21 protein-coding genes and 2 pseudogenes are annotated in these 20709 nt (G+C 51.9%); 11 read left to right on the top strand and 12 right to left on the bottom strand.

The features are described 5' to 3' along the window. The first annotated feature begins 68 nt into the window (after positions 1-68). The 3 genes and pseudogenes from C3D30_RS08480 to C3D30_RS08470 form a co-directional block, all read left to right on the top strand. A complete protein-coding gene (locus C3D30_RS08480) occupies positions 69-1043 on the top strand; it encodes an ISNCY family transposase (RefSeq protein WP_105286740.1) in 975 nt (324 codons plus the stop codon). Next, a pseudogene (locus tag C3D30_RS08475) lies at positions 1044-1277 on the top strand (Rpn/YhgA-type helix-turn-helix domain-containing protein); the annotation flags it as partial. After that, positions 1278-1478: pseudogene (locus C3D30_RS08470) on the top strand (Rpn/YhgA-type helix-turn-helix domain-containing protein); the annotation flags it as partial. Positions 1479-1525: 47 nt separating this feature from the next. Here the strand turns inward: C3D30_RS08470 and C3D30_RS08465 are convergent. Both C3D30_RS08465 and C3D30_RS08460 read right to left on the bottom strand, forming a co-directional pair. After that, positions 1526-2737 carry a nicotinamide mononucleotide deamidase-related protein YfaY gene (locus tag C3D30_RS08465; RefSeq protein WP_105286737.1) on the bottom strand — a complete coding sequence of 404 codons (1212 nt, stop codon included), beginning with the start codon at positions 2735-2737 and terminating at the stop codon, positions 1526-1528. Positions 2738-2836: 99 nt separating this feature from the next. Next, a complete protein-coding gene (locus C3D30_RS08460) occupies positions 2837-3379 on the bottom strand; it encodes a YfaZ family outer membrane protein (protein WP_000712687.1) in 543 nt (180 codons plus the stop codon). 277 nt (positions 3380-3656) lie between these two features. Here C3D30_RS08460 and nudI point away from each other — a divergent pair, with 277 nt between their 5' ends. Then, entirely contained in the window at positions 3657-4082 is a 426-nt protein-coding gene (nudI, locus tag C3D30_RS08450) for a nucleoside triphosphatase NudI (protein WP_001249882.1), read from the top strand. A gap of 38 nt (positions 4083-4120) precedes the next feature. On the opposite strand, the gene ais is transcribed toward nudI, so the two are convergent. Continuing rightward, complete coding sequence (gene ais, locus C3D30_RS08445; protein WP_016158670.1) at positions 4121-4723, bottom strand: lipopolysaccharide core heptose(II)-phosphate phosphatase Ais; 603 nt, start codon at positions 4721-4723, stop codon at positions 4121-4123. A gap of 316 nt (positions 4724-5039) precedes the next feature. Between ais and arnB the strand changes: the two genes are divergently transcribed. The 7 genes from arnB to arnF are packed head-to-tail and all read left to right on the top strand — an operon-like array spanning position 5040 to position 12390. Then, positions 5040-6179: a UDP-4-amino-4-deoxy-L-arabinose aminotransferase gene (gene arnB, locus C3D30_RS08440; protein WP_021551110.1), complete on the top strand. Its 1140-nt coding sequence runs from the start codon at positions 5040-5042 to the stop codon at positions 6177-6179. Positions 6180-6182: 3 nt separating this feature from the next. Beyond that, positions 6183-7151 carry an undecaprenyl-phosphate 4-deoxy-4-formamido-L-arabinose transferase gene (gene arnC / locus C3D30_RS08435; RefSeq protein ID WP_000461645.1) on the top strand — a complete coding sequence of 323 codons (969 nt, stop codon included), beginning with the start codon at positions 6183-6185 and terminating at the stop codon, positions 7149-7151. Next, entirely contained in the window at positions 7151-9133 is a 1983-nt protein-coding gene (gene arnA, locus C3D30_RS08430) for a bifunctional UDP-4-amino-4-deoxy-L-arabinose formyltransferase/UDP-glucuronic acid oxidase ArnA (protein WP_105286736.1), read from the top strand. Before arnC ends, arnA begins: the two co-directional genes overlap by 1 nt. Further along, entirely contained in the window at positions 9130-10020 is an 891-nt protein-coding gene (gene arnD, locus C3D30_RS08425) for a 4-deoxy-4-formamido-L-arabinose-phosphoundecaprenol deformylase (protein ID WP_105285550.1), read from the top strand. The genes arnA and arnD overlap by 4 nt, the downstream gene beginning before the upstream one ends. Continuing rightward, the gene (gene arnT, locus C3D30_RS08420; protein WP_016158674.1) at positions 10020-11672 is read left to right on the top strand and encodes a lipid IV(A) 4-amino-4-deoxy-L-arabinosyltransferase; all 1653 of its coding nucleotides are present in this window, start codon (positions 10020-10022) and stop codon (positions 11670-11672) included. The genes arnD and arnT overlap by 1 nt, the downstream gene beginning before the upstream one ends. Beyond that, a complete protein-coding gene (gene arnE / locus C3D30_RS08415) occupies positions 11669-12004 on the top strand; it encodes a 4-amino-4-deoxy-L-arabinose-phosphoundecaprenol flippase subunit ArnE (protein ID WP_105286735.1) in 336 nt (111 codons plus the stop codon). Before arnT ends, arnE begins: the two co-directional genes overlap by 4 nt. After that, positions 12004-12390: a 4-amino-4-deoxy-L-arabinose-phosphoundecaprenol flippase subunit ArnF gene (arnF, locus tag C3D30_RS08410; protein ID WP_000523875.1), complete on the top strand. Its 387-nt coding sequence runs from the start codon at positions 12004-12006 to the stop codon at positions 12388-12390. The genes arnE and arnF overlap by 1 nt, the downstream gene beginning before the upstream one ends. Here the strand turns inward: arnF and pmrD are convergent. From pmrD to C3D30_RS08365, 9 genes are all read right to left on the bottom strand, one after another. Next, positions 12384-12650, bottom strand: a complete 267-nt coding sequence (gene pmrD / locus C3D30_RS08405; RefSeq protein ID WP_010350632.1) for a signal transduction protein PmrD — start codon at positions 12648-12650, stop codon at positions 12384-12386. The genes arnF and pmrD overlap by 7 nt on opposite strands. 109 nt (positions 12651-12759) lie before the next feature. Next, positions 12760-14115 (bottom strand): o-succinylbenzoate--CoA ligase, encoded by a 1356-nt coding sequence (gene menE / locus C3D30_RS08400; protein WP_000577539.1) that lies wholly within the window; start codon positions 14113-14115, stop codon positions 12760-12762. Continuing rightward, a complete protein-coding gene (menC, locus tag C3D30_RS08395) occupies positions 14112-15074 on the bottom strand; it encodes an o-succinylbenzoate synthase (RefSeq protein WP_001255551.1) in 963 nt (320 codons plus the stop codon). The genes menE and menC overlap by 4 nt, the downstream gene beginning before the upstream one ends. Beyond that, complete coding sequence (gene menB / locus C3D30_RS08390) at positions 15074-15931, bottom strand: 1,4-dihydroxy-2-naphthoyl-CoA synthase (protein WP_000639990.1); 858 nt, start codon at positions 15929-15931, stop codon at positions 15074-15076. The genes menC and menB overlap by 1 nt, the downstream gene beginning before the upstream one ends. Before the next feature lie 14 nt (positions 15932-15945). Continuing rightward, positions 15946-16704: a 2-succinyl-6-hydroxy-2,4-cyclohexadiene-1-carboxylate synthase gene (gene menH / locus C3D30_RS08385; RefSeq protein WP_105286734.1), complete on the bottom strand. Its 759-nt coding sequence runs from the start codon at positions 16702-16704 to the stop codon at positions 15946-15948. After that, positions 16701-18371 (bottom strand): 2-succinyl-5-enolpyruvyl-6-hydroxy-3-cyclohexene-1-carboxylic-acid synthase, encoded by a 1671-nt coding sequence (menD, locus tag C3D30_RS08380; protein ID WP_105286733.1) that lies wholly within the window; start codon positions 18369-18371, stop codon positions 16701-16703. The genes menH and menD overlap by 4 nt, the downstream gene beginning before the upstream one ends. An 88-nt stretch (positions 18372-18459) precedes the next feature. Further along, complete coding sequence (menF, locus tag C3D30_RS08375) at positions 18460-19755, bottom strand: isochorismate synthase MenF (RefSeq protein WP_105286732.1); 1296 nt, start codon at positions 19753-19755, stop codon at positions 18460-18462. Between the two features lie 78 nt (positions 19756-19833). Then, positions 19834-20139, bottom strand: coding sequence for a stress response protein ElaB (gene elaB, locus C3D30_RS08370; protein WP_000070621.1), 306 nt, complete (start codon positions 20137-20139; stop codon positions 19834-19836). A gap of 54 nt (positions 20140-20193) precedes the next feature. Then, positions 20194-20655, bottom strand: a complete 462-nt coding sequence (locus C3D30_RS08365) for a GNAT family N-acetyltransferase (protein WP_000568143.1) — start codon at positions 20653-20655, stop codon at positions 20194-20196. Positions 20656-20709 lie beyond the last annotated feature (54 nt).

Raw genomic sequence — 20709 nt, 5'->3', positions numbered from 1 at the left:
TGGCAGATGTCAAAGGCCTGGGATAACCGTAATGTCGCGTCATCATAAATATCAGGTGACGGACAACCATGACTGAATCAACAACCTCCTCCCCGCATGATGCGGTATTTAAAACCTTTATGTTCTCACCCGATACCGCACGGGATTTTCTGGAAATACATCTACCGGAACCGTTACGTAAGCTGTGTAATCTGCATACGTTAAGGCTGGAACCCACAAGTTTTATTGAAAAAAGCTTACGCGCTTACTACTCGGATGTTTTGTGGTCGGTAGAAACCAGCGAAGGTGACGGCTATATCTACTGCGTAATTGAACATCAAAGTTCTGCGGAAAAGAATATGGCCTTTCGGCTGATGCGCTATGCCACCGCCGCCATGCAGCGTCACCTGGATAAAGGTTATGACAAAGTCCCGCTGGTAGTGCCATTGCTGTTTTATCATGGCGAAACCTCGCCCTACCCGTATTCTCTCAACTGGCTGGATGAATTTAACGATCCGCAACTTGCCCGGCAGTTGTACACCGAAGCTTTTCCGTTGGTGGATATCACCATCGTACCTGACGATGAGATCATGCAACATCGGCGTATAGCCCTGCTGGAACTTATTCAAAAACATATTCGCGACCGCGATTTAATCGGCATGGTCGACAGGATCACCACGCTTTTGGTTAGAGGCTTCACTAATGACAGCCAATTGCAAACACTGTTTAATTATCTCCTGCAATGTGGCGATACCTCCCGTTTCACCCGCTTTATTCAGGAGATTGCCGAACGTTCACCACTACAAAAGGAGAGATTGATGACTATTGCTGAACGGCTACGGCAGGAAGGACATCAAATTGGCTGGCAGGAGGGTAAGATTGAAGGCTGGCAAGAAGGTAAATTAGAAGGCTTGCAAGAAGGTAAATTAGAAGGTTTGCAGGAAGGCATGCATGAACAAGCCATTAAAATCGCCTTACGAATGCTGGAACAAGGCTTTGAACGTGAGATTGTGCTGGCGACAACCCAACTCACTGATGCTGATATTCCACCGAACTGTCATTAAAAGGAGAGATTAATGACCATTGCTGAACGGCTACGGCAGGAAGGACATCAAATTGGCTGGCAGGAGGGTAAGATTGAAGGCTGGCAAGAAGGTAAATTAGAAGGTTTGCAGGAAGGCATGCATGAACAAGCCATTAAAATCGCCTTACGAATGCTGGAACAAGGCTTTGAACGTGAGATTGTGCTGGCGACAACCCAACTCACTGATGCTGATATTCCACCGAACTGTCATTAAAAGGAGAGATTAATGACCATTGCTGAACGGCTACGGCAGGAAGGACACCAAATTGGCTGGCAGGAAGATAAATTGGAAGGTTTGCACGAACAAGCCATTAAAATCGCCTTACGAATGCTGGAACAAGGTTTTGAACGTGAGATTGTGCTGGCAACAACCCAGCTAACCGATGCCAATCTCGCCCCATTAAGCCTGCAATGAACGCGACAACGTGCCGGGTAAAAGACTTCTCCCCGGCACGCCCTCTTTCACGCCCCCTGTGGCGACAGTGTCAACGACTCCACAACCTCAATCCAGCCATGCCCGCTGGCGATGTCCTGACCGTTCAGCCAGCGGCGCAGCATATTAAGCGCCATCATTGCGCACACCTCCTGACGGATAGCCTGGTTGTAGCGCGTGGTGCTGAAATGTACTCGCAGGGCGAAAGTGCCGTCTGGCGTAGCCAGCGCAAAGTTGAGATGTTCATCTTCCAGACCAGAAACCGCCAGCGCCAGCCCGGCGAAATGGTTAGCTCGGCGTTCCGTTATCCAGTGCGCAGTTTGCGCCAGGGTTTCTTCCTGTGAAGGAACCACTTCACACGCCAGTAATGGCGCCCCCGCGCGAGAAAGTTGCAAAGCCAGCAAACCACCGGTGAATTGCTCGCTCAACGTCAGACTGAACTGGCGGTTTTGCAATTCGCGACTGATCTGCGCGGGCAGTCCTTCGGTGCCTTCGAAAATCACACTCTGTCCGGCAACACGTTTAACGTCCAGCCACAGTTTTTCCATTGCCTGTTGCTCGCTTGCCGGTCCGGTGAGTTTCAGTTCAATAATGGGCATGGAGGAGCGATAGCCCATCGTCACACCTGGTGGCAGTTGCAACGAATCCAGGCTTTGCGCCAGATCGCTTTCTGAACGACCAAAAGTGGTCAGCCGCAGACAAACCGGCGGTTGCGGCAAAGAAAAACGCTCACGCAGGCGCGGCAGGATTTCGTGCTCAACCATCACTTTAAATTCCGACGGCACGCCTGGGGTAAAGAACATCAGGCAACGGTTAAGTTGCACAGCAAAACCACAGGCCGTACCAACCGGATTATTGATAAATTCTGCACTGGCAGGCAGCTCCGCCTGTTTGCGGTTGCTCGGCGCCATTACGCGACCACGTTCGCGGAAATAGCGTTCCATCTCTTCGAGCCAGGCTTCATGAAGATCCAGGCTTTCACCTTTGGCGGTCGCTGCGGCGAGTGCGCTTAAATCATCACTGGTCGGCCCCAGTCCGCCATTGACGATCAGCACATCGGCGTGCTGGCTACGTTCGCGAAGAATGGTCACTAAATCCTCAAGGTTATCGCCCACTGTATTGCGGCGAGATAATGGCAACCCCTGATGAAAGAAAAAATCCGCCAGCCAGGCAGCGTTAGTGTCAACGATTTGCCCGTGTAACACTTCATCCCCGGTGGATAACATTTCCACTTTTAACATGGTTATCTCCTGCTTTTGTTATCGAATCACTATAACGCAAAGGGAGATAAGGCGTAGTAAGAAACTGAATGGCGCGGCAGAACGCCGCGCCGGAAGGCATCAGAAGCTGGCGCTAACCCCAACATACGGGCCGTCAGCCACCGCGTTGTCGCGATTGCCGTCTTTAGCCGACAGGTTCAGGTAGCGGTAGCCCGCCTCAATGCTGATCGGGCGCATGATGGTGTAACGCGCGCCAGCATTCGCTTCTTCATAACTTTTAATACCGCTGGAGAGCGAATCCGGAGAGTAGTAATACTCGCCAAACAGACGGAAGCTATCGCCAATTTGCCACTGCAAGCCACCGCCTACCGCTGCGGCATAACCTTCATCGCCGTCGTTCGGGTTGGTGTAAACGCCTTTACCACCCACAGTTGCCATTAACGGTCCCAGCGGCAGATTCAATCCCAGGCCAACGCCCGCGACGTCACCGTCGTCATCGTTATGTGTCCAGTTACCGCTTAATGCCAGACCGGTCGATTCAGTACCGAAACCGACGCCAATATTGGTATATTCTTTTCCCGCCTGACCGCTAATGCTTATCGCATTTGCCGATGCAGAAACCAATAGCATTCCAGCCAGAACTGGCAGTGCAAATTTTTTCATTTTTACCTTTTCCCGCAAGAAGATAATTAAAAGTCCCCAAAGCTGCGGGATTGTACTGCCTGACACAGAGGATTCAATGCGTGAAAAAAGCGATCTGCTCACTTATTGTAACTAAATACTTCTTTAATAATTAAGTGCAGAAAAAGTAGCCACCAAAAATTGATTGCCAGAAAAATAATCATCGCAGTTATCGTCGCAAAAAAGGCCAATGCCACTTTCACGAGTTGATCCATTGCCGTATTCTTTTGTTTTATTTTCAGTGGTAAGGAATATTCCCATGCGGCAACGGACTATAGTTTGTCCCTTAATTCAAAATGATGGTGCTTATCTGCTGTGTAAAATGGCCGATGATCGCGGCGTTTTCCCCGGACAATGGGCGCTGTCTGGCGGCGGCGTAGAACCCGGTGAGCGCATTGAAGAAGCATTACGTCGTGAAATCAGAGAAGAGCTGGGCGAGCAACTGATTCTTACTGACATCACGCCATGGACTTTCAGTGATGACATTCGTATCAAGACGTATGCAGATGGTCGCAAGGAAGAGATTTATATGATTTACCTGATCTTTGACTGCGTCTCTGCCAACCGTGAAGTGAAAATTAACGAAGAGTTTCAGGAATACGCATGGGTAAAACCTGAAGATCTTGCTCACTATGATTTGAATGTCGCCACTCAGAAAACGTTACGTTTGAAAGGTCTGATGTAACAGTAATGACAGCCATTATTGGCTGTCATATTAACAAATCACCGATTAACAAACTCACCATCCAGTAAAACGTTGCCATTTTCAACATGCATTACCAGCCCATCCAGATAATCTGGTTTAAATGTCACGTTTCGTTTATCTTTAGCGATATAGGTCAGACAATGGTTATGGGTGAAAATAACGATATTTTTATCTGGCGCTTTACTTTGCAACTCCTTAATTGTGTTATAAATCTCATTTCTACATTGTAGAAAACGTTTATCTACCGTCAGTTTTTTTCCAGCAGAAAACCAGGTCGCTGATTGAATAGTCCGAACGGTATTACTGGAATAAAGATCGAAATCAGGGATGTCCGCGCTAAAAGCTTTGCCCAGTTCACGGGCATTCTGAGCACCTTTCACCGTAATGCCCGTTTTGTCTGACAAGCATTGATTAGAGGAGCGATCGCAGCGTTCCGCATGGCGAAACAGAACCACAACCGGGTGCTGCTGCGCTAATCTGGCCAGCGTTTTATTGTCGATACGCGGCAAACCATTACTGCTCCAGGCAGCATGTGTACCCAGCCCCGCAATCGCCCCAAGCACCAGTAAAATGTAGATATATTTTTTAGACTTCAACGAAGTCCGACAAAAAGCTAACACTTAAGCTCCACCTATAGACAAGCGTAGCCAGCTAAATGACCGCGAAAACAAACGACATTTTCACTGGTAAATAGTGGCTGGGATAGTATTAAAACATTACGATGCACGCAAAATGCCTTAAATCTTGTCAAATTAAAAGCCTGAATAAGATACAAAAACAAAAAAAATAATATTTAAGCCTTATATTCATTCCTTAAGGTTAAATTAATGTTCTGACCTTAGAATTTCATTCCAAATGGCAAAATACAAATAACATTCCCTATGAAAAATATTAGCAAATAGCGGGAAAAGGTATTCAATGGCCGAAGGAAAAACAATGTCAGACTTTTTACCTTTTTCGCGTCCGGCAATAAGCGCGGAAGAACTCGCTGCAGTTCAAGAGGTTTTCGAATCCGGTTGGATAACCACTGGTCCGAAGAATCAGGCACTGGAAGCGGCCTTTTGCCAGTTGACAGGAAATCAACATGCCATCGCAGTCAGCTCGGCCACTGCAGGAATGCATATCACACTGATGGCGCTGGGGATTGGCGCTGATGATGAAGTCATCACGCCCTCCATGACCTGGGTTTCAACCCTCAATATGATCTCCCTGTTGGGCGCAAAGCCGGTGATGGTGGACGTTGATCGCGATACGCTGATGATCACGCCTGAAGCGATCGAAGCGGCCATTACGCCCTACACCAAAGCGATTATCCCGGTGCATTATGCCGGAGCGCCAGCAGATATTGACGCCATTCGCGCCATTGCTGAACGCCACGGTATCGCGGTCATTGAAGATGCCGCCCACGCCGTCGGTACGTATTACAAAGGTCAGCATACTGGTGCAAAGGGCACCGCTATTTTTTCGTTCCACGCCATCAAAAATATTACCTGCGCGGAAGGCGGCCTGATTGTTACCGATAATGAAAACCTCGCCCGCCAGTTACGCATGTTGAAATTTCATGGTCTGGGTGTCGATGCATATGACAGGCAAACCTGGGGACGCGCGCCGCAGGCTGAAGTATTAACGCCGGGCTATAAGTACAATCTGACCGATATTAACGCTGCGATAGCTCTGACGCAGTTGAATAAATTAGAGCAACTAAATACTCGCCGTCGCGACATTGCCCTGCAATATCAGCAAGCACTGGCAGCTCTCCCTTTCCAGCCTTTAAGCGTTCCTGCATGGTTGCACGTTCACGCCTGGCATCTGTTTATCATACGTGTTGATGAACAACGTTGTGGTATCAGCCGCGATGCTCTGATGGAAGCGTTAAAAGAAAGAGGCATTGGAACCGGGTTACATTTCCGCGCCGCCCACACGCAAAAATATTATCGCAAGCGTTTTCCCACGCTGTCGTTGCCGAATACGGAATGGAATAGCGAACGCATCTGTTCGTTGCCGCTTTTCCCGGATATGACCACCGCCGATGCCGACCGCGTCATCACTGCCCTTCAGCAACTCGCAGGACAATAAGCCATGTTTGAAATCCACCCTGTTAAGAAAGTCTCGGTGGTTATTCCCGTTTATAACGAGCAGGAAAGCTTACCGGAATTAATCAGGCGCACCACCACAGCCTGTGAATCGCTGGGCAAAGAGTATGAGATCCTGCTGATTGATGACGGCAGCAACGACAACTCCGCACAAATGCTGGTCGATGCCTCACAAGCGGAGGGCAGCCATATTGTGTCTATTTTGCTTAATCGCAATTACGGACAACATTCGGCAATTATGGCGGGATTCAGTCACGTTACCGGCGACTTAATCATTACTCTTGATGCCGATCTCCAGAATCCACCAGAAGAAATCCCCCATCTGGTGGAAAAAGCCGATGAAGGTTACGACGTGGTAGGGACTGTGCGCCAGAACCGCCAGGATAGCTGGTTTCGTAAATCCGCCTCGAAGATGATTAACCGGTTGATCCAGCGCACCACCGGCAAAGCGATGGGCGACTACGGCTGTATGTTACGCGCCTATCGCCGCCATATTATCGATGCCATGCTGCACTGCCATGAACGCAGCACCTTTATCCCGATTCTGGCGAATATCTTTGCCCGCCGCGCCATTGAAATTCCAGTGCATCATGCCGAGCGTGAATTTGGTGAATCCAAATACAGCTTTATGCGCCTGATTAATTTGATGTACGACCTGGTGACCTGCCTTACCACTACGCCGCTACGTATGCTGAGTCTGCTCGGCAGCATTATTGCGATTGGAGGTTTTAGCATCGCGGTACTGCTGGTGATTTTACGCCTGACCTTCGGACCACAATGGGCGGCAGAAGGCGTCTTTATGCTATTTGCCGTGCTGTTTACTTTTATTGGCGCTCAGTTTATCGGCATGGGATTACTCGGTGAATATATCGGCAGGATCTACACCGATGTCCGCGCCCGCCCCCGCTATTTTGTTCAGCAAGTTATCCGTCCATCCAGCAAGGAAAATGAATAATGAAAGCCGTCGTTTTTGCCTACCACGATATGGGATGCCTGGGCATTGAAGCCTTGCTGGCTGCCGGTTACGAAATTAGCGCCATTTTTACTCATACCGATAATCCTGGCGAAAAAGCATTTTATGGTTCGGTGGCTCGTCTGGCGGCGGAAAGAGGCATTCCGGTTTATGCGCCGGATAACGTTAATCATCCGCTGTGGGTAGAACGCATAGCCCAACTGTCACCTGATGTGATTTTCTCTTTTTATTATCGCCATCTGATCAGTGACGATATTTTGCAGCTTGCTACCGCAGGCGCATTTAATCTGCATGGTTCGCTGTTACCGAAATATCGTGGTCGCGCGCCGCTGAACTGGGTGCTGGTGAACGGTGAAACGGAAACTGGCGTTACATTGCACCGAATGGTGAAACGCGCCGATGCCGGAGCCATTGTGGCCCAACTGCGCGTTGCCATTGCGCCAGACGATATTGCCATTACGCTACATCATAAATTGTGCCACGCCGCGCGTCAGTTGCTGGAGCAGACATTACCCGCGATTAAACACGGTAATATTCTGGAAATCGCCCAACGTGAGAACGAAGCCACCTGTTTTGGTCGCAGAACACCGGAGGACAGCCGCCTGGAATGGCATAAACCGGCTTGTGTACTCCACAACATGGTGCGTGCCGTTGCCGATCCCTGGCCTGGCGCCTTTAGTTATGTTGGCAATCAGAAATTTACAGTCTGGTCGTCCCGCGTACATTCTCTTACTACTGCCGCACAACCGGGCAGCGTGATTTCTGTTGCACCGCTGTTGATTGCCTGTGGTTATGGCACGCTGGAAATCGTCACCGGACAGGCGGGCGACGGCATTACCATACAAGGCTCGCAATTAGCGCAGACGCTGGGCCTGGTGCAAGGTTCACGCTTGAATAGCCAGCCTGTCTGCACCGCCCGACGCCGTACCCGGGTACTCATCCTCGGGGTGAATGGCTTTATTGGCAACCATCTGACAGAACGCCTGCTGCGCGAAGATCATTATGAAGTTTACGGTCTGGATATTGGCAGCGATGCGATAAGCCGTTTTCTGAATCATCCGCATTTTCACTTTGTCGAAGGCGATATCAGTATTCATTCCGAATGGATTGAGTATCACGTCAAAAAATGTGATGTCGTCTTGCCGCTGGTGGCGATAGCCACGCCGATTGAATATACCCGCAACCCGCTGCGCGTATTTGAACTCGATTTTGAAGAGAATCTGCGCATTATCCGCTACTGCGTGAAGTACCGTAAGCGAATCATCTTCCCATCAACTTCAGAAGTTTATGGGATGTGTAGCGATAAATACTTCGATGAGGACCATTCTAATTTAATCGTCGGCCCGGTGAATAAACCACGCTGGATTTATTCGGTGTCAAAACAATTACTTGATCGGGTTATCTGGGCCTATGGCGAAAAAGAGGGTTTACAGTTCACCCTCTTCCGCCCGTTTAACTGGATGGGACCACGACTGGATAACCTTAATGCGGCACGAATCGGCAGCTCCCGCGCTATTACGCAACTCATTCTCAATCTGGTAGAAGGTTCACCGATTAAGCTGATTGATGGCGGAAAACAAAAACGCTGCTTTACTGATATTCGCGATGGTATCGAGGCGTTATACCGCATTATCGAAAATGCGGGAAATCGCTGCGACGGCGAAATTATCAACATTGGCAATCCTGATAACGAAGCGAGCATTGAGGAACTGGGCGAGATGCTGCTGGCGAGCTTCGAAAAACATCCACTGCGCCATCACTTCCCACCGTTTGCAGGCTTTCGCGTGGTAGAAAGTAGCAGTTACTACGGCAAAGGATATCAGGACGTGGCACATCGCAAACCGAGCATCCGCAATGCTCGCCGCTGCCTGGGCTGGGAACCGAAAATTGATATGCAGGAAACCATCGACGAAACACTAGATTTCTTCCTGCGCACTGTCGATCTTGCGGAAAAATCATCATGACCAAAGTGGGCTTACGCATTGATGTCGACACCTTTCGTGGCACCCGTGAAGGCGTGCCGCGTCTGCTGGAAATCTTGAGTAAGCATAATATTCAGGCCAGCATTTTTTTCAGCGTTGGCCCGGACAATATGGGCCGCCATCTCTGGCGACTGGTGAGGCCACAGTTTTTGTGGAAGATGCTGCGCTCAAACGCGGCATCGCTTTATGGCTGGAATATTTTACTGGCAGGTACGGCATGGCCAGGTAAAGAGATTGGTCATGCTAACGCCGATATCATTCGTGAAGCGGCTAAACACCACGAAGTCGGCCTGCACGCCTGGGATCACCATGCCTGGCAAGCCCATATCGGTCACTGGGATCGGCAAACAATGGTCGACGATATCGCACACGGCCTTCGCACTCTGGAAGAGATTATCGGCCAACCGGTAACCTGCTCCGCTGCCGCTGGCTGGCGTGCCGACCAGCAGGTGATCGAAGCAAAAGAAGCGTTCCATTTGCGCTACAACAGCGATTGTCGTGGGGCGATGCCGTTTCGTCCATTGCTCGAATCAGGAAAGCCCGGCACTGCGCAAATCCCGGTGACCTTACCCACCTGGGATGAAGTGATTGGTCGGGATGTGAAAGCAGAAGATTTCAACGGCTGGCTGCTCAACCGCATCCTGCGAGATAAAGGCACGCCGGTTTATACCATTCATGCAGAAGTTGAAGGCTGTGCTTATCAGCATAATTTTGTGGATCTCCTGAAACGCGCAGCTCGTGCAGGTATTATGTTTTGTCCTTTAAGCGACTTGTTATCAGAGAATTTACCGCTCGGTCACGTCGTTCGCGGAAGTATTGCCGGACGTGAAGGCTGGCTGGGTTGCCAACAAGCTGCGGGTAGTCGGTGATGAAATCGGTACGTTACCTTATCGGCCTCTTCGCGTTTATTGTCTGTTATTACGTGTTACCGATCAGCACACGTCTGCTCTGGCAACCTGATGAAACGCGTTATGCGGAAATTAGTCGGGAAATGCTGGCTTCCGGCGACTGGATTGTGCCTCATCTGTTAGGGCTACGTTATTTCGAAAAACCCATTGCCGGATACTGGATTAACAGTATTGGGCAATGGTTATTTGGCGCGAATAACATTGGTGTACGGGCTGGTGTTATCTTTGCAACCCTGTTAACCGCCGCGCTGGTGGCCTGGTTTACTCTGCGCTTATGGCGCGATAAGCGTCTGGCACTACTCGCCGCTGTGGTTTATCTCTCGCTGTTTATTGTCTATGCCATCGGCACTTATGCCGTGCTCGATCCATTTATTGCATTCTGGCTGGTGGCAGGGATGTGCAGCTTCTGGCTGGCAATGCAGGCACAAACGAGGAGAGGCAAAAGCGCGGGATTTTTGCTGCTGGGGTTAACCTGTGGCATGGGGGTGATGACCAAAGGTTTCCTCGCCCTCGCCGTGCCGGTATTAAGCGTGCTGCCGTGGGTAGCGACGCAAAAACGCTGGAAAGATTTCTTTATTTACGGCTGGCTGGCGGTTATCAGTTGCGTCCTAACGGTTCTCCCCTGGGGGCTGGCGATAGCGCAGCGGGAGCCTGATTTCTGGCACTATTTTTTCTGGGTTGAGCATATACAACGCTTTGCGATGGATGATGCCCAGCATAAAGCCCCGATCTGGTACTACTTACCTGTCATCATTGCCGGTAGCCTGCCGTGGCTGGGATTACTCCCCGGCGCACTTTACGCAGGCTGGAAAAATCGCAATCATTCCGCAACCGTCTATTTGTTAAGCTGGATGGTGATGCCGCTGCTGTTTTTCTCCGTCGCCAAAGGCAAATTGCCCACTTATATTCTCTCCTGCTTTGCGCCTTTAGCGATGTTGATGGCGCATTACGCTTTGCAGTCGGCAAAAAATAATCCTCTGGCGCTGCGAATTAATGGCTGGGTTAACATTGCATTTGGCGTCACGGGTATTATTGCCACGTTTGTTGTCTCCCCCTGGGGGCCAATGAATACACCTGTCTGGCAGACTTTCGAGATCTATAAAGTCTTTTGCTCATGGTCTATTTTTTCGCTGTGGGCATTTTTCGGCTGGTACACCTTAACAAACGTGGATAAAACCTGGCCTTTTGCCGCACTTTGCCCGCTGGGGATGGCGTTGCTGGTAGGATTTTCAATTCCTGACAGAGTTATGGAAGGAAAACATCCGCAATTTTTTGTCGAGATGACGCAAGAATCACTTCAGCCGAGCCGCTATATTCTTACTGATAGCGTCGGTGTTGCCGCAGGTCTGGCATGGAGCCTGCAACGCGATGACATCATCATGTATCGTCAGACGGGTGAGTTGAAATACGGCCTTAATTATACGGATGCGCAAGGGAGATTTGTCAGCGGTGATAATTTTTCCAAATGGTTAAATCAGCATCGCCAGGAGGGGATTATTACACTAGTGCTTTCGGTTGACCACGATGAAGACATCAACAGCCTCGCCATTCCGCCCGCTGATGCTATCGATCATCAGGGACGTCTGGTGCTCATTCAGTACCGCCCAAAATGATCTGGATGATTTTAGTCTTTGCCAGCCTGCTTAGCGTTGCCGGGCAGTTGTGTCAGAAACAGGCAACCTGCTTTGTGGCGATAAACAAACGGCGCAAACATATCGTACTGTGGCTGGGACTGGCGCTGGCTTGTCTTGGCCTTGCGATGGTGCTTTGGCTACTGGTCTTACAGAATGTACCGGTGGGCATTGCCTACCCGATGTTGAGTCTGAATTTTGTCTGGGTGACGCTGGCTGCGGTAAAACTGTGGCACGAGCCGGTATCGATGCGTCACTGGTGCGGGGTGACATTCATTATTGGCGGCATTGTGATCCTGGGGAGTACCGTATAATGGGTCTGATGTGGGGATTATTCAGCGTCATTATTGCTTCTGCAGCACAATTAAGTCTGGGTTATGCGGCAAGTCATCTGCCGCCGATGACGCAGTGGCGGGATTTTATCGCAGCGTTTTTGGCTTTTGATACCGGTGCTCAGATGCTGCTGGTCGGATTGTCTGGTTATCTGATCTCCGTTTTTTGCTGGTATAAAGCGTTACATCAACTGGCTCTCAGCAAAGCCTATGCCTTACTGAGTATGAGTTATGTACTGGTATGGATTGCTTCAATGGTACTTCCTGGCTGGGAAGGGACGTTTTCACTGAAGGCACTGCTGGGCGTAACCTGTATTGTGAGCGGATTAATGCTGATTTTCCTGCCCACGACAAAACAACGTTACTGAGTTTTCCCAGCCGATTTGCACTGTCGTTCCCACTCATCGGGGCTATAACTGCTTGCCGAGAGGACTTTCACCGTATGCAACTTTTCACGATTAATACAGTAAAGCGCATTCTGCAAAGGCGAGAGTAAATCCCCCACTTTCACGGCGAAGTCACTCTTCACTTCAGCGATCATTTTTATCGCACCGCCAGCACCGCAGAGCATAAGAACATGTCTGTTATCTTGTTTATCGCAACATGATTTTTTGACCAGCCATTCCATTGCATTATCCTGTTTGCTAAGAGTTTTCACATTAAGTTACAGATTAACAGATAAACTCTTTATCAACGGCAATGGAATGGCAAAAATGAGATGTGAAACGGATGATCCATTACTGCTGGCGTTGAACCCACGCTTTCAACGCCTGGCGTGAGATCTTAATGCCGCCGTTTTTCAATTCAGGCGGAAGCGTCAGCCAACGCACCGGCTGCTGAAAACGTGCCAGTTTATCTTTCACCCATTCGCTGAGATCAACGACTTCGCTGTCATACTCCACGACAGCCACCGGGCGATGACCAAACTCCTTGTCTGCAACGGGGACGATAAACACCTGCAAAACCGCAGGATGCGCAGCAATAACCCGCTCCACTTCTTCCGGCTGAATACCTTCGCCACCGCTAAAGAACAGATTATCTAAGCGCCCGACAATGGTCAGTTTACCGTTATGCATCTCGCCGCGATCGCGCGTAGCGTACCAGCCTTCGTCGTTCACCAGCGGCACCAGTTGCCCGTTACGCCAGTAACCTTCGGCCATACTGGCAGCGCGCAACCACACTTCATCGTTAACGATTTTTACTTCCCGACCGGGCAGCGGCGAACCGACGTCCGCCAGACCGTCCGCTTCCTTTGCGCATACCGTGGAGGCGAACTCCGTCAGACCATAACCGCAAAAGCAACGGATGCCCTGCTCGCGCGCCTGTTCCGTCAACTCGACCGGGATCGCCGCGCCGCCAAGCAATACCGCTTTCAGAGAAACTGAACTACGGTTAACCAGCAAACGCCAGAGCTGCGTCGGCACCAGCGAAGCGTGAGTACAGCCTGCCAGCATTTGCTCCAGCGGCTGTTTATCGCGTACCGTCATCCGCGCGCCAGCGTATAACCAGCGCCACATAATTCCCTGACCGGAAACGTGAAATAGCGGCAAAGAGAGCAGCCAGTCATCGTGCTCGCCAAACGGAATCAGCGATAACACACCTTCGGCGCTGGCAAGATGAGCCTGATAAGTATGAACAGCGGCTTTTGGCAACCCGGTAGAACCAGAGGTCAACGTCATTGAGCACAGACGTGTCGGCTGCCACATAGCTGCATATGCGCCCTCTCCAGCCTGAATTTGCAGCGACGTTAACGCCGGAAAGGTGTTCTCCCCTTCCGGCACCAGCGCAAATTGCAGAGTAAGATTGGGCAGCAACTCCTCAAGCAACGGCTGCGGAAGCTGTGGGTTGACGGGAAGCACCCGCGCACCGCATTGCAGCAACGCCAGCCAGGCGAGCAGCGTTTGCGGTGTATTCCACGCCCGCAGCATCACGCCGCTGCCCTCAACCACGCCCTGCGCCGCAAAGCCCGACGCTAATTCATCGACGCGAGCACAAAGCTCCCGCCAGTTGAGTTGCTCATCATTGAGCCGTAAGGCGATGGCATCTCCCCGCACCTGCCGCCAGTGACGCCACGGCCAGTCAGAGAAGATCATAGCAGCCGCTCCAGTGCATCTGATTCCACTAACGGTAGCGGGCTACCCGGCCAGCGACGAACCTGCTGCGCCTGCATCAGATCCAGCGTGTCCAGCCCCGGAATGGTGTCTGGCGTTAACCAGGCAGCAATCCGCGCCAGTTGCGTTAAGCCTAAGCTAGACTCGATGGAAGAACTGATCACCGCCGTCAGCCCCAGCGCGTGCGCCGACTGCACCTGCTCGCGTACTTTTTCCAGGCTGCCAGTGAGTGTGGGTTTGATAACCACCGCGCGCACACCCTCTTCCGCCACAAAGGCAAAATCCGGCTCGCGCAGGCTTTCATCCCAGGCAATGGCAATGCCGGTTTCACGGGCAAAGGCTCGCGAATCATCGCGGTTTTTGCACGGCTCTTCGAGAAAAGCGATGCGGTCGCGATAATCCGGGTTAACGTATTTGGCAAACTGCTGGCTCTTCAGCGGCGTCCAGGCGCGATTCGCGTCAAGACGCAAATGCAGATCCGGAACCGCTTCCAGCAACAGATTCACCACCATGCCGTCGCGCACGGCTTCGTATAATCCCACTTTGACCTTCGCCACTTTCTCACCTGGCATATCGGCAAGTTTGAGGATCAGATCGTCAGGATCGCCATTACACAGCGGCGCTGCACGGTAATTGGCTGCCTGCGGTAACGTATCGGTAAGCTCTGTCAGCGCGCAGCTCACGCCAAAGGCAACGGAAGGCATTTGCGGTAATTCGCAATCACCTGCCAGCCAGTCATTTACCCAGGCAAGCAGCACACTTTGCGCCTCCTCCCAGGTTTCCTGACTGAAGCCCGGCAGTGGGGAGATCTCTCCCCACCCTTCGCGCTCGCCGTCGCGCAGGCAAACGTACAGCCCATCGCGGGTTTTTAACCGCCTGTCGCGCAGAACCACCCCCGCGTCCATGGGGATCTGCCAGCGGTATACCTGCGCGCTACGCATTACGGATTCCGTTTGAATTTGCTGAAATCAGGCTGACGTTTCTGGTTGAAAGCATTACGACCTTCCTGACCTTCTTCCGTCATGTAGAACAGCATGGTGGCGTTACCCGCCAGCTCTTGCAGCCCCGCCTGACCGTCACAGTCGGCGTTCAGCGCAGCTTTCAGGCAACGCAGCGCCATCGGGCTGTTTTGCAGCATTTCGCGGCACCAGCGGACGGTCTCTTTTTCCAGATCCGCCAGCGGCACCACGGTGTTCACAAGGCCCATGTCCAGCGCCTGTTTTGCGTCGTACTGACGGCACAGGAACCAGATTTCACGCGCTTTTTTCTGCCCGACAATACGCGCCATATAGGAAGCGCCCCAGCCACCGTCGAAGGAGCCGACTTTCGGGCCAGTCTGACCGAAGATGGCGTTTTCTGCCGCAATGGTCAGATCGCACATCATGTGCAGAACGTGACCGCCGCCGATAGAGTAGCCAGCCACCATCGCAACAACCGGTTTCGGGCAGGTGCGGATCTGACGCTGGAAGTCCAGCACGTTCAGGTGATGTACGCCGGAGTCATCTTTATAGCCGCCGTAATCGCCACGCACTTTCTGATCGCCGCCGGAGCAGAACGCTTTATCGCCTGCGCCAGTCAGAATGATCACGCCGATGTTGTCGTCATAACGCGCATCCGCCAGTGCCTGGATCATCTCTTTTACCGTCAGAGGACGGAAGGCATTGCGCACCTGCGGACGATTAATGGTGATTTTTGCGATACCGTCGGCAGATTTTTCATAACGAATGTCCTCGAAACCTTCGGAACAGTCGTGCCATTCAACCGGTGCGTAAAGCATTGCTTCATCAGGATAAATCATATTGTGTCCTTTAGTCAGAAACGCAAGATCTGCGCCAGACTTGCGATTACGCCAGCGGGATTTTCCCGATGCGCGTTATGTCCGGCGCGAGGAATGACATGGCAGTCAGCAGCCAGTTCCGCCGCCAGAGCGCGGAATTTGCTGTCACGTTCACCACATAAATAATAAAACGCAAATGTGCGGGCGCTAAGGTTAGCACGTAAATCAGGCTGGACGGACAATGAGGTTGCTTCCAGCATGGCGGCAAGCGTTGCGCCATTATTGTTGCTACGCAGCGTCACCAGTTCCTGGCGCTGCTCGTCATTGAGCGAGGCAAAAACCGGTTGTTGATACCAGTCGGCAAAGACCGCCGTTAATGGTTCTGTGCGAAAACGCTGCGCCCAACGGTGATCGGAACGCTGGCGTTCCGCGCGTTGTTCAGCACTTTGCAGCCCAGGATGACCACCTTCGACAATAACGCCACAAAGCCCCGGCATCCCCTGACAGGCCGCCATCATCGCCACGCGTCCACCGAGCGAGTACCCCACCAGCCAGTGATTAAGTATGTTGTAACTAACAAGGGTTTTACGCAGTAAGTCGATGACATCATCAAATCCATCGACGCTAATTTCCGCCGAACCGCCGTGACCAGGGAGATCAACATACAACCGCGAGTAGTCGGCAAACGCTTCGCCGACTTGCTGCCACTCCTGGCAATCGCCGGAAAAACCGTGCAGAAAAACCAGCCAGGGTAAACCTGGCTTGCCGTGTTTTGCCTGCGCGTGCAGGATCATAAATGGCTTACCTGCGCCAGCAACTGCTGGAGGGTCTGCGCACCATCGGTGTCGTTAACCACCATCTCAATCACGGTGGTGGTCGGGGTGCGCCAGGCGTCGGCAAGCGCCGTTTCAAGTTCATGCCAGTTTTGCGGGCGATGATATTTCAACTCAAACATCGCAGCGGCGTGCTCAAAATGGACGTTTTGCGGCATCAGATAGAAACGCTCACGCTCGCTTGTCGGCGTTGGTAGCAGCGAGAAAATTTGCCCGCCGTTGTTGTTCACCACTATTAATACCAGCGGCGCGGAAACCTGGCGCAGTAACGCCAGTGCGTTCAGGTCGTAAAGTGCGGAGAGATCGCCAACAATCGCCAGCGTGGGTTTACCACTCGCCCGCTGAACGCCTGCGGCGGTAGAGAGCAGTCCGTCAATACCGCTGGCTCCACGGTTGCTGTAAACCGGATAACCTGCCGGAAGTTGCGAGAGCGCATCGATCAGACGCACCACCAGGCTGTTACCGACAAACAGTTGCCCCTGTTCCGGTAGATACTCGCTGATGCGGTGTGCCAGTTGCGCTTCACCAAATGCATCACGGCGCGCAACAACCGCCTGCATTGCCTGTTCAGCCAGGCGCGGGATGTCAACGCACCAGGGCTGGCGTTTTTCTGCCGGATGCAGCTCCAGCCAGTCGGCGATATTGGCAATCAGCCGACGTCCACGATGGTGCGCCGGGTCGAGTCGCCCTTCGATATTATCAACAATCCAGTACTCTTCCGGCTCACAACTCGCCTGCCATTGCAGTAACCGTTTGCCGGTCAGACTGCTCCCCAGTTGCACAACAATCTGCGCCTGCTGTAACTCGCTGGTTGCTTTGGCATTGCCTAACCACAGGTCAGCGCACGGCAGCGGCTGTCCGGTTTGCGACAATACGTCGCCAATCAGCGGCCAGCCAAGAGTTTGCGCCCACTGGGCCACTTTTTTGCCCTCTTCCGCACTCATGCGACCCGCAACGACTACGCCGCGTTTTTGCCGCCAGAAGAACCAGTCGCGCTGTTTTTCACTTTCCAGACGAGGCGCTTCACGCAGCCACGGTTTATTGTCCTGCCACCAGTCGCCCAGACGTTGTTGCCACGCAAGTCCTGTGTCGTCCATCTCGCCATACAACGGTTCAGCAAACGGGCAGTTGATATGGACTCCGCCAGCATGAAGCGTACCGAGAGCATGGTCGATGGTAGAAACCAGCCAGCGAGCGGGAATATCCTGCGTCGGACGCGGTAGTGAAATGCTATGCATGGGGTGAGAGGCGAACATTCCCGGCTGGCGAATCGCCTGATTCGCGCCGCAGTCGATCAGTTCCGGCGGACGATCGGCGGTTAAGAGGATCAGTTTCTCTCCAGTTAACCCCGCTTCAATCAGTGCCGGATAGAGATTTGCCACCGCCGTGCCGGAAGTCACTATCACCGCCACCGGCTGTTTGCTGACTTTCGCCAGCCCCAGCGCCAGATGCCCCAGCCCACGCTCATCAAAATGGGTGTGGTGGATGAATGCAGAATTTTCCGCCGCCGCTAACGTTAACGGCGTAGAACGGGAGCCAGGGGCAATGCAGACGTGTCTGACGCCATGACGCGTTAATGCTTCCAGAATGACCGCCGCCCAGCGTCGGTTAAATGCGCTTACTGACATGAGTTTGTCCGGTATCAATATTGCGGCTAAGTATAAGGAGCTACAAAAATAGATTATTGATATGAATCGGTAATGATGCGACTCATTACTATTCCATTTGTAATAATGTTCGCAACCCTGCCGCTTTGTTGTCGATTTCCTGCCACTCCTGCTCGGGGTCTGAGCCTCGGACAATGCCTGCTCCGGCATATAATCGCACCACATTGTCACTGATTTTCGCCGAGCGCAGGGAAACGCAGAATTCGCTTTGTTGTAATGAGAGATACCCCGCAGAACCGGCATACCATTCACGGGTGAACGGTTCGTGCCGGGCGATGAACTGCCGCGCCAGATCGCGCGGTAAACCAGCAACTGCTGCCGTTGGCTGCAACTGATGTAAACAAATCACATCATCCGCTTTGTTGAGTGAAGTCCAGATACAGCGGCGCAGATGCTGCACTTTACGCAGACGCAGTATCTGCGGCGGTAACACATCCAGCGTCTGGGTATCGGCCTGCAATCGTTGGCAGATATCTTCCACCACCAGCATGTTCTCGCGCTGGTTTTTATCATCCGCCATCAGCCACTCACCCAACTGCTGCGCCTGCTTATCATCAGAATGATTTGCTACCGTTCCAGCCAGAGCTTCGGTACGCAGAGCTTTGTCTCGCCGCCGCCATAGCCGCTCAGGCGTTGAGCCAAGAAAAGCATTTTCGCCATCAAAGGCCATGTAAAAATGATAGCAGTTCAGATTGAGCCGCCGGCTGGCAGCCATCATCGCCGCCGCATTGACCGGACTTGCGAAATGCAGGTCAGTCGCCCGAGCAAGAACCACTTTGTCGAGCTCACCTTCGGCGATGGTTTTCGTTGCCAGTTCGATTAATCGCGTCCAGCCAGTTTTGTCCGGCCAGTGTTGTTCTTTCGTGGTGGTTAAACGTAACGCGGGCAAAGGTTTAATATTCGCCAGTGTGGCGATAAATTCTTTTGCCTTAACTGCATCGTGCTGAAGGGAATTTTCACTGAATAGCGTCAGCCGTAGCGTGGCTTTACCGCCACAGCGCCGCCATTCCAGGCGTGGTAAAAGTAGATTGCCCTGCGACGGGTCAAACGCATTCAGTCCCCAGATACGTAAGTCGGTGTGTTCCGGATACTGACGAAGAAAACGTTGCGCCTGATCCAACGACGTAAAGCGGGTGATTGCGCCCAGCACGGCAGCTTCTTCATCGCCATTACGTTGTTGCCAGTAAAATTGCGGATACGTTTGCTGACTGGCCAGCCAGCTTAAGGCATCAAAAGCGTCATTGAGAGGGAAAGGAATGTCGAAAACCCGAATGCCGGGTGTCGCCGGAATCTCTTGCGACAAATGGCGCAGTAGATTTTCCAGCGCCGTAGTAAGTGATTGCACGCGGACCTCTCCCTGTTAAAAGCCTCACATTATACGGGGTACTACAGAAAAAATGCAGTACCCCAGTGTAGGGAGGTTTTAACGGCGAGCCAGCAACAGTCCTAATACCAGTCCAACAGCCGCGCCAACGCCAATTCCCTGCCAGGGTTTTTCGTGGACGTAGTCATCGGCGCGATAAACCGCCTGCTTCGCCCGATAGTAATAACTGTCAGAAGCCTGGCTTACCCTTTTTTTCACATCATCCAGCGCCTTTTCTGCACGCGCCTTTAACTCAACATATTTTTGATCGGCGGGATCGCCAGAGGAACGTAGTACCTCTTCAAGTGTTTCACTCAGCAACGTCAGGTCGTCATCGATACGTGTATCACCAAACTGATTAGACATTATCGTTCTCCATTTGCGTAAAACCTGCCACTAACTATAGACAACGGTTATCGATTACGCCTGAATAACCTCGCGCGCCATCCCGATATGCGGAATACCATCTTCCTCATAAATATCTGTCACAGGGATGAAACCAAATTGCCCATAAAAGTTTTGTAAATGCGCCTGCGCCCCCAGATAGATCGGCTTCTCCGGCCAGTGGCGAGTACACGATTCCAGCGCCTTACTCATCAATTGTTGACCGATTTTTTCGCCGCGTAAGTCTTCGCTGACAATCACCCGACCAATCACGACGGGTTGCAGTTCGTCGTCACTTTTCAGAATCCTCGCATACGCCACCAGTGTCCCGTTATGCCAACCGAGAATGTGGCGATTTTCTCCCTCCAGATCGTCACCATCGATATCCTGGTAAGGACAGTTTTGTTCCACTACAAATACCGCACAACGCAGCTGTAATAAGGCATAAAGCTGAGAAACGGATAAATCAGAATGATGCAGATCTTGCCAGTCGATCATGGAAGGCTCCTTTGTACTGTTTGCTTTATACTAGCCGGAATATTTTCAGCAGCG

Source organism: Escherichia sp. MOD1-EC5433 (assembly GCF_002966005.1).
Classification (GTDB): domain Bacteria; phylum Pseudomonadota; class Gammaproteobacteria; order Enterobacterales; family Enterobacteriaceae; genus Escherichia; species Escherichia ruysiae.
Note: the sequence above shows the minus strand (reverse complement) of the source record. Positions and strands in the feature narration are given on the sequence as shown.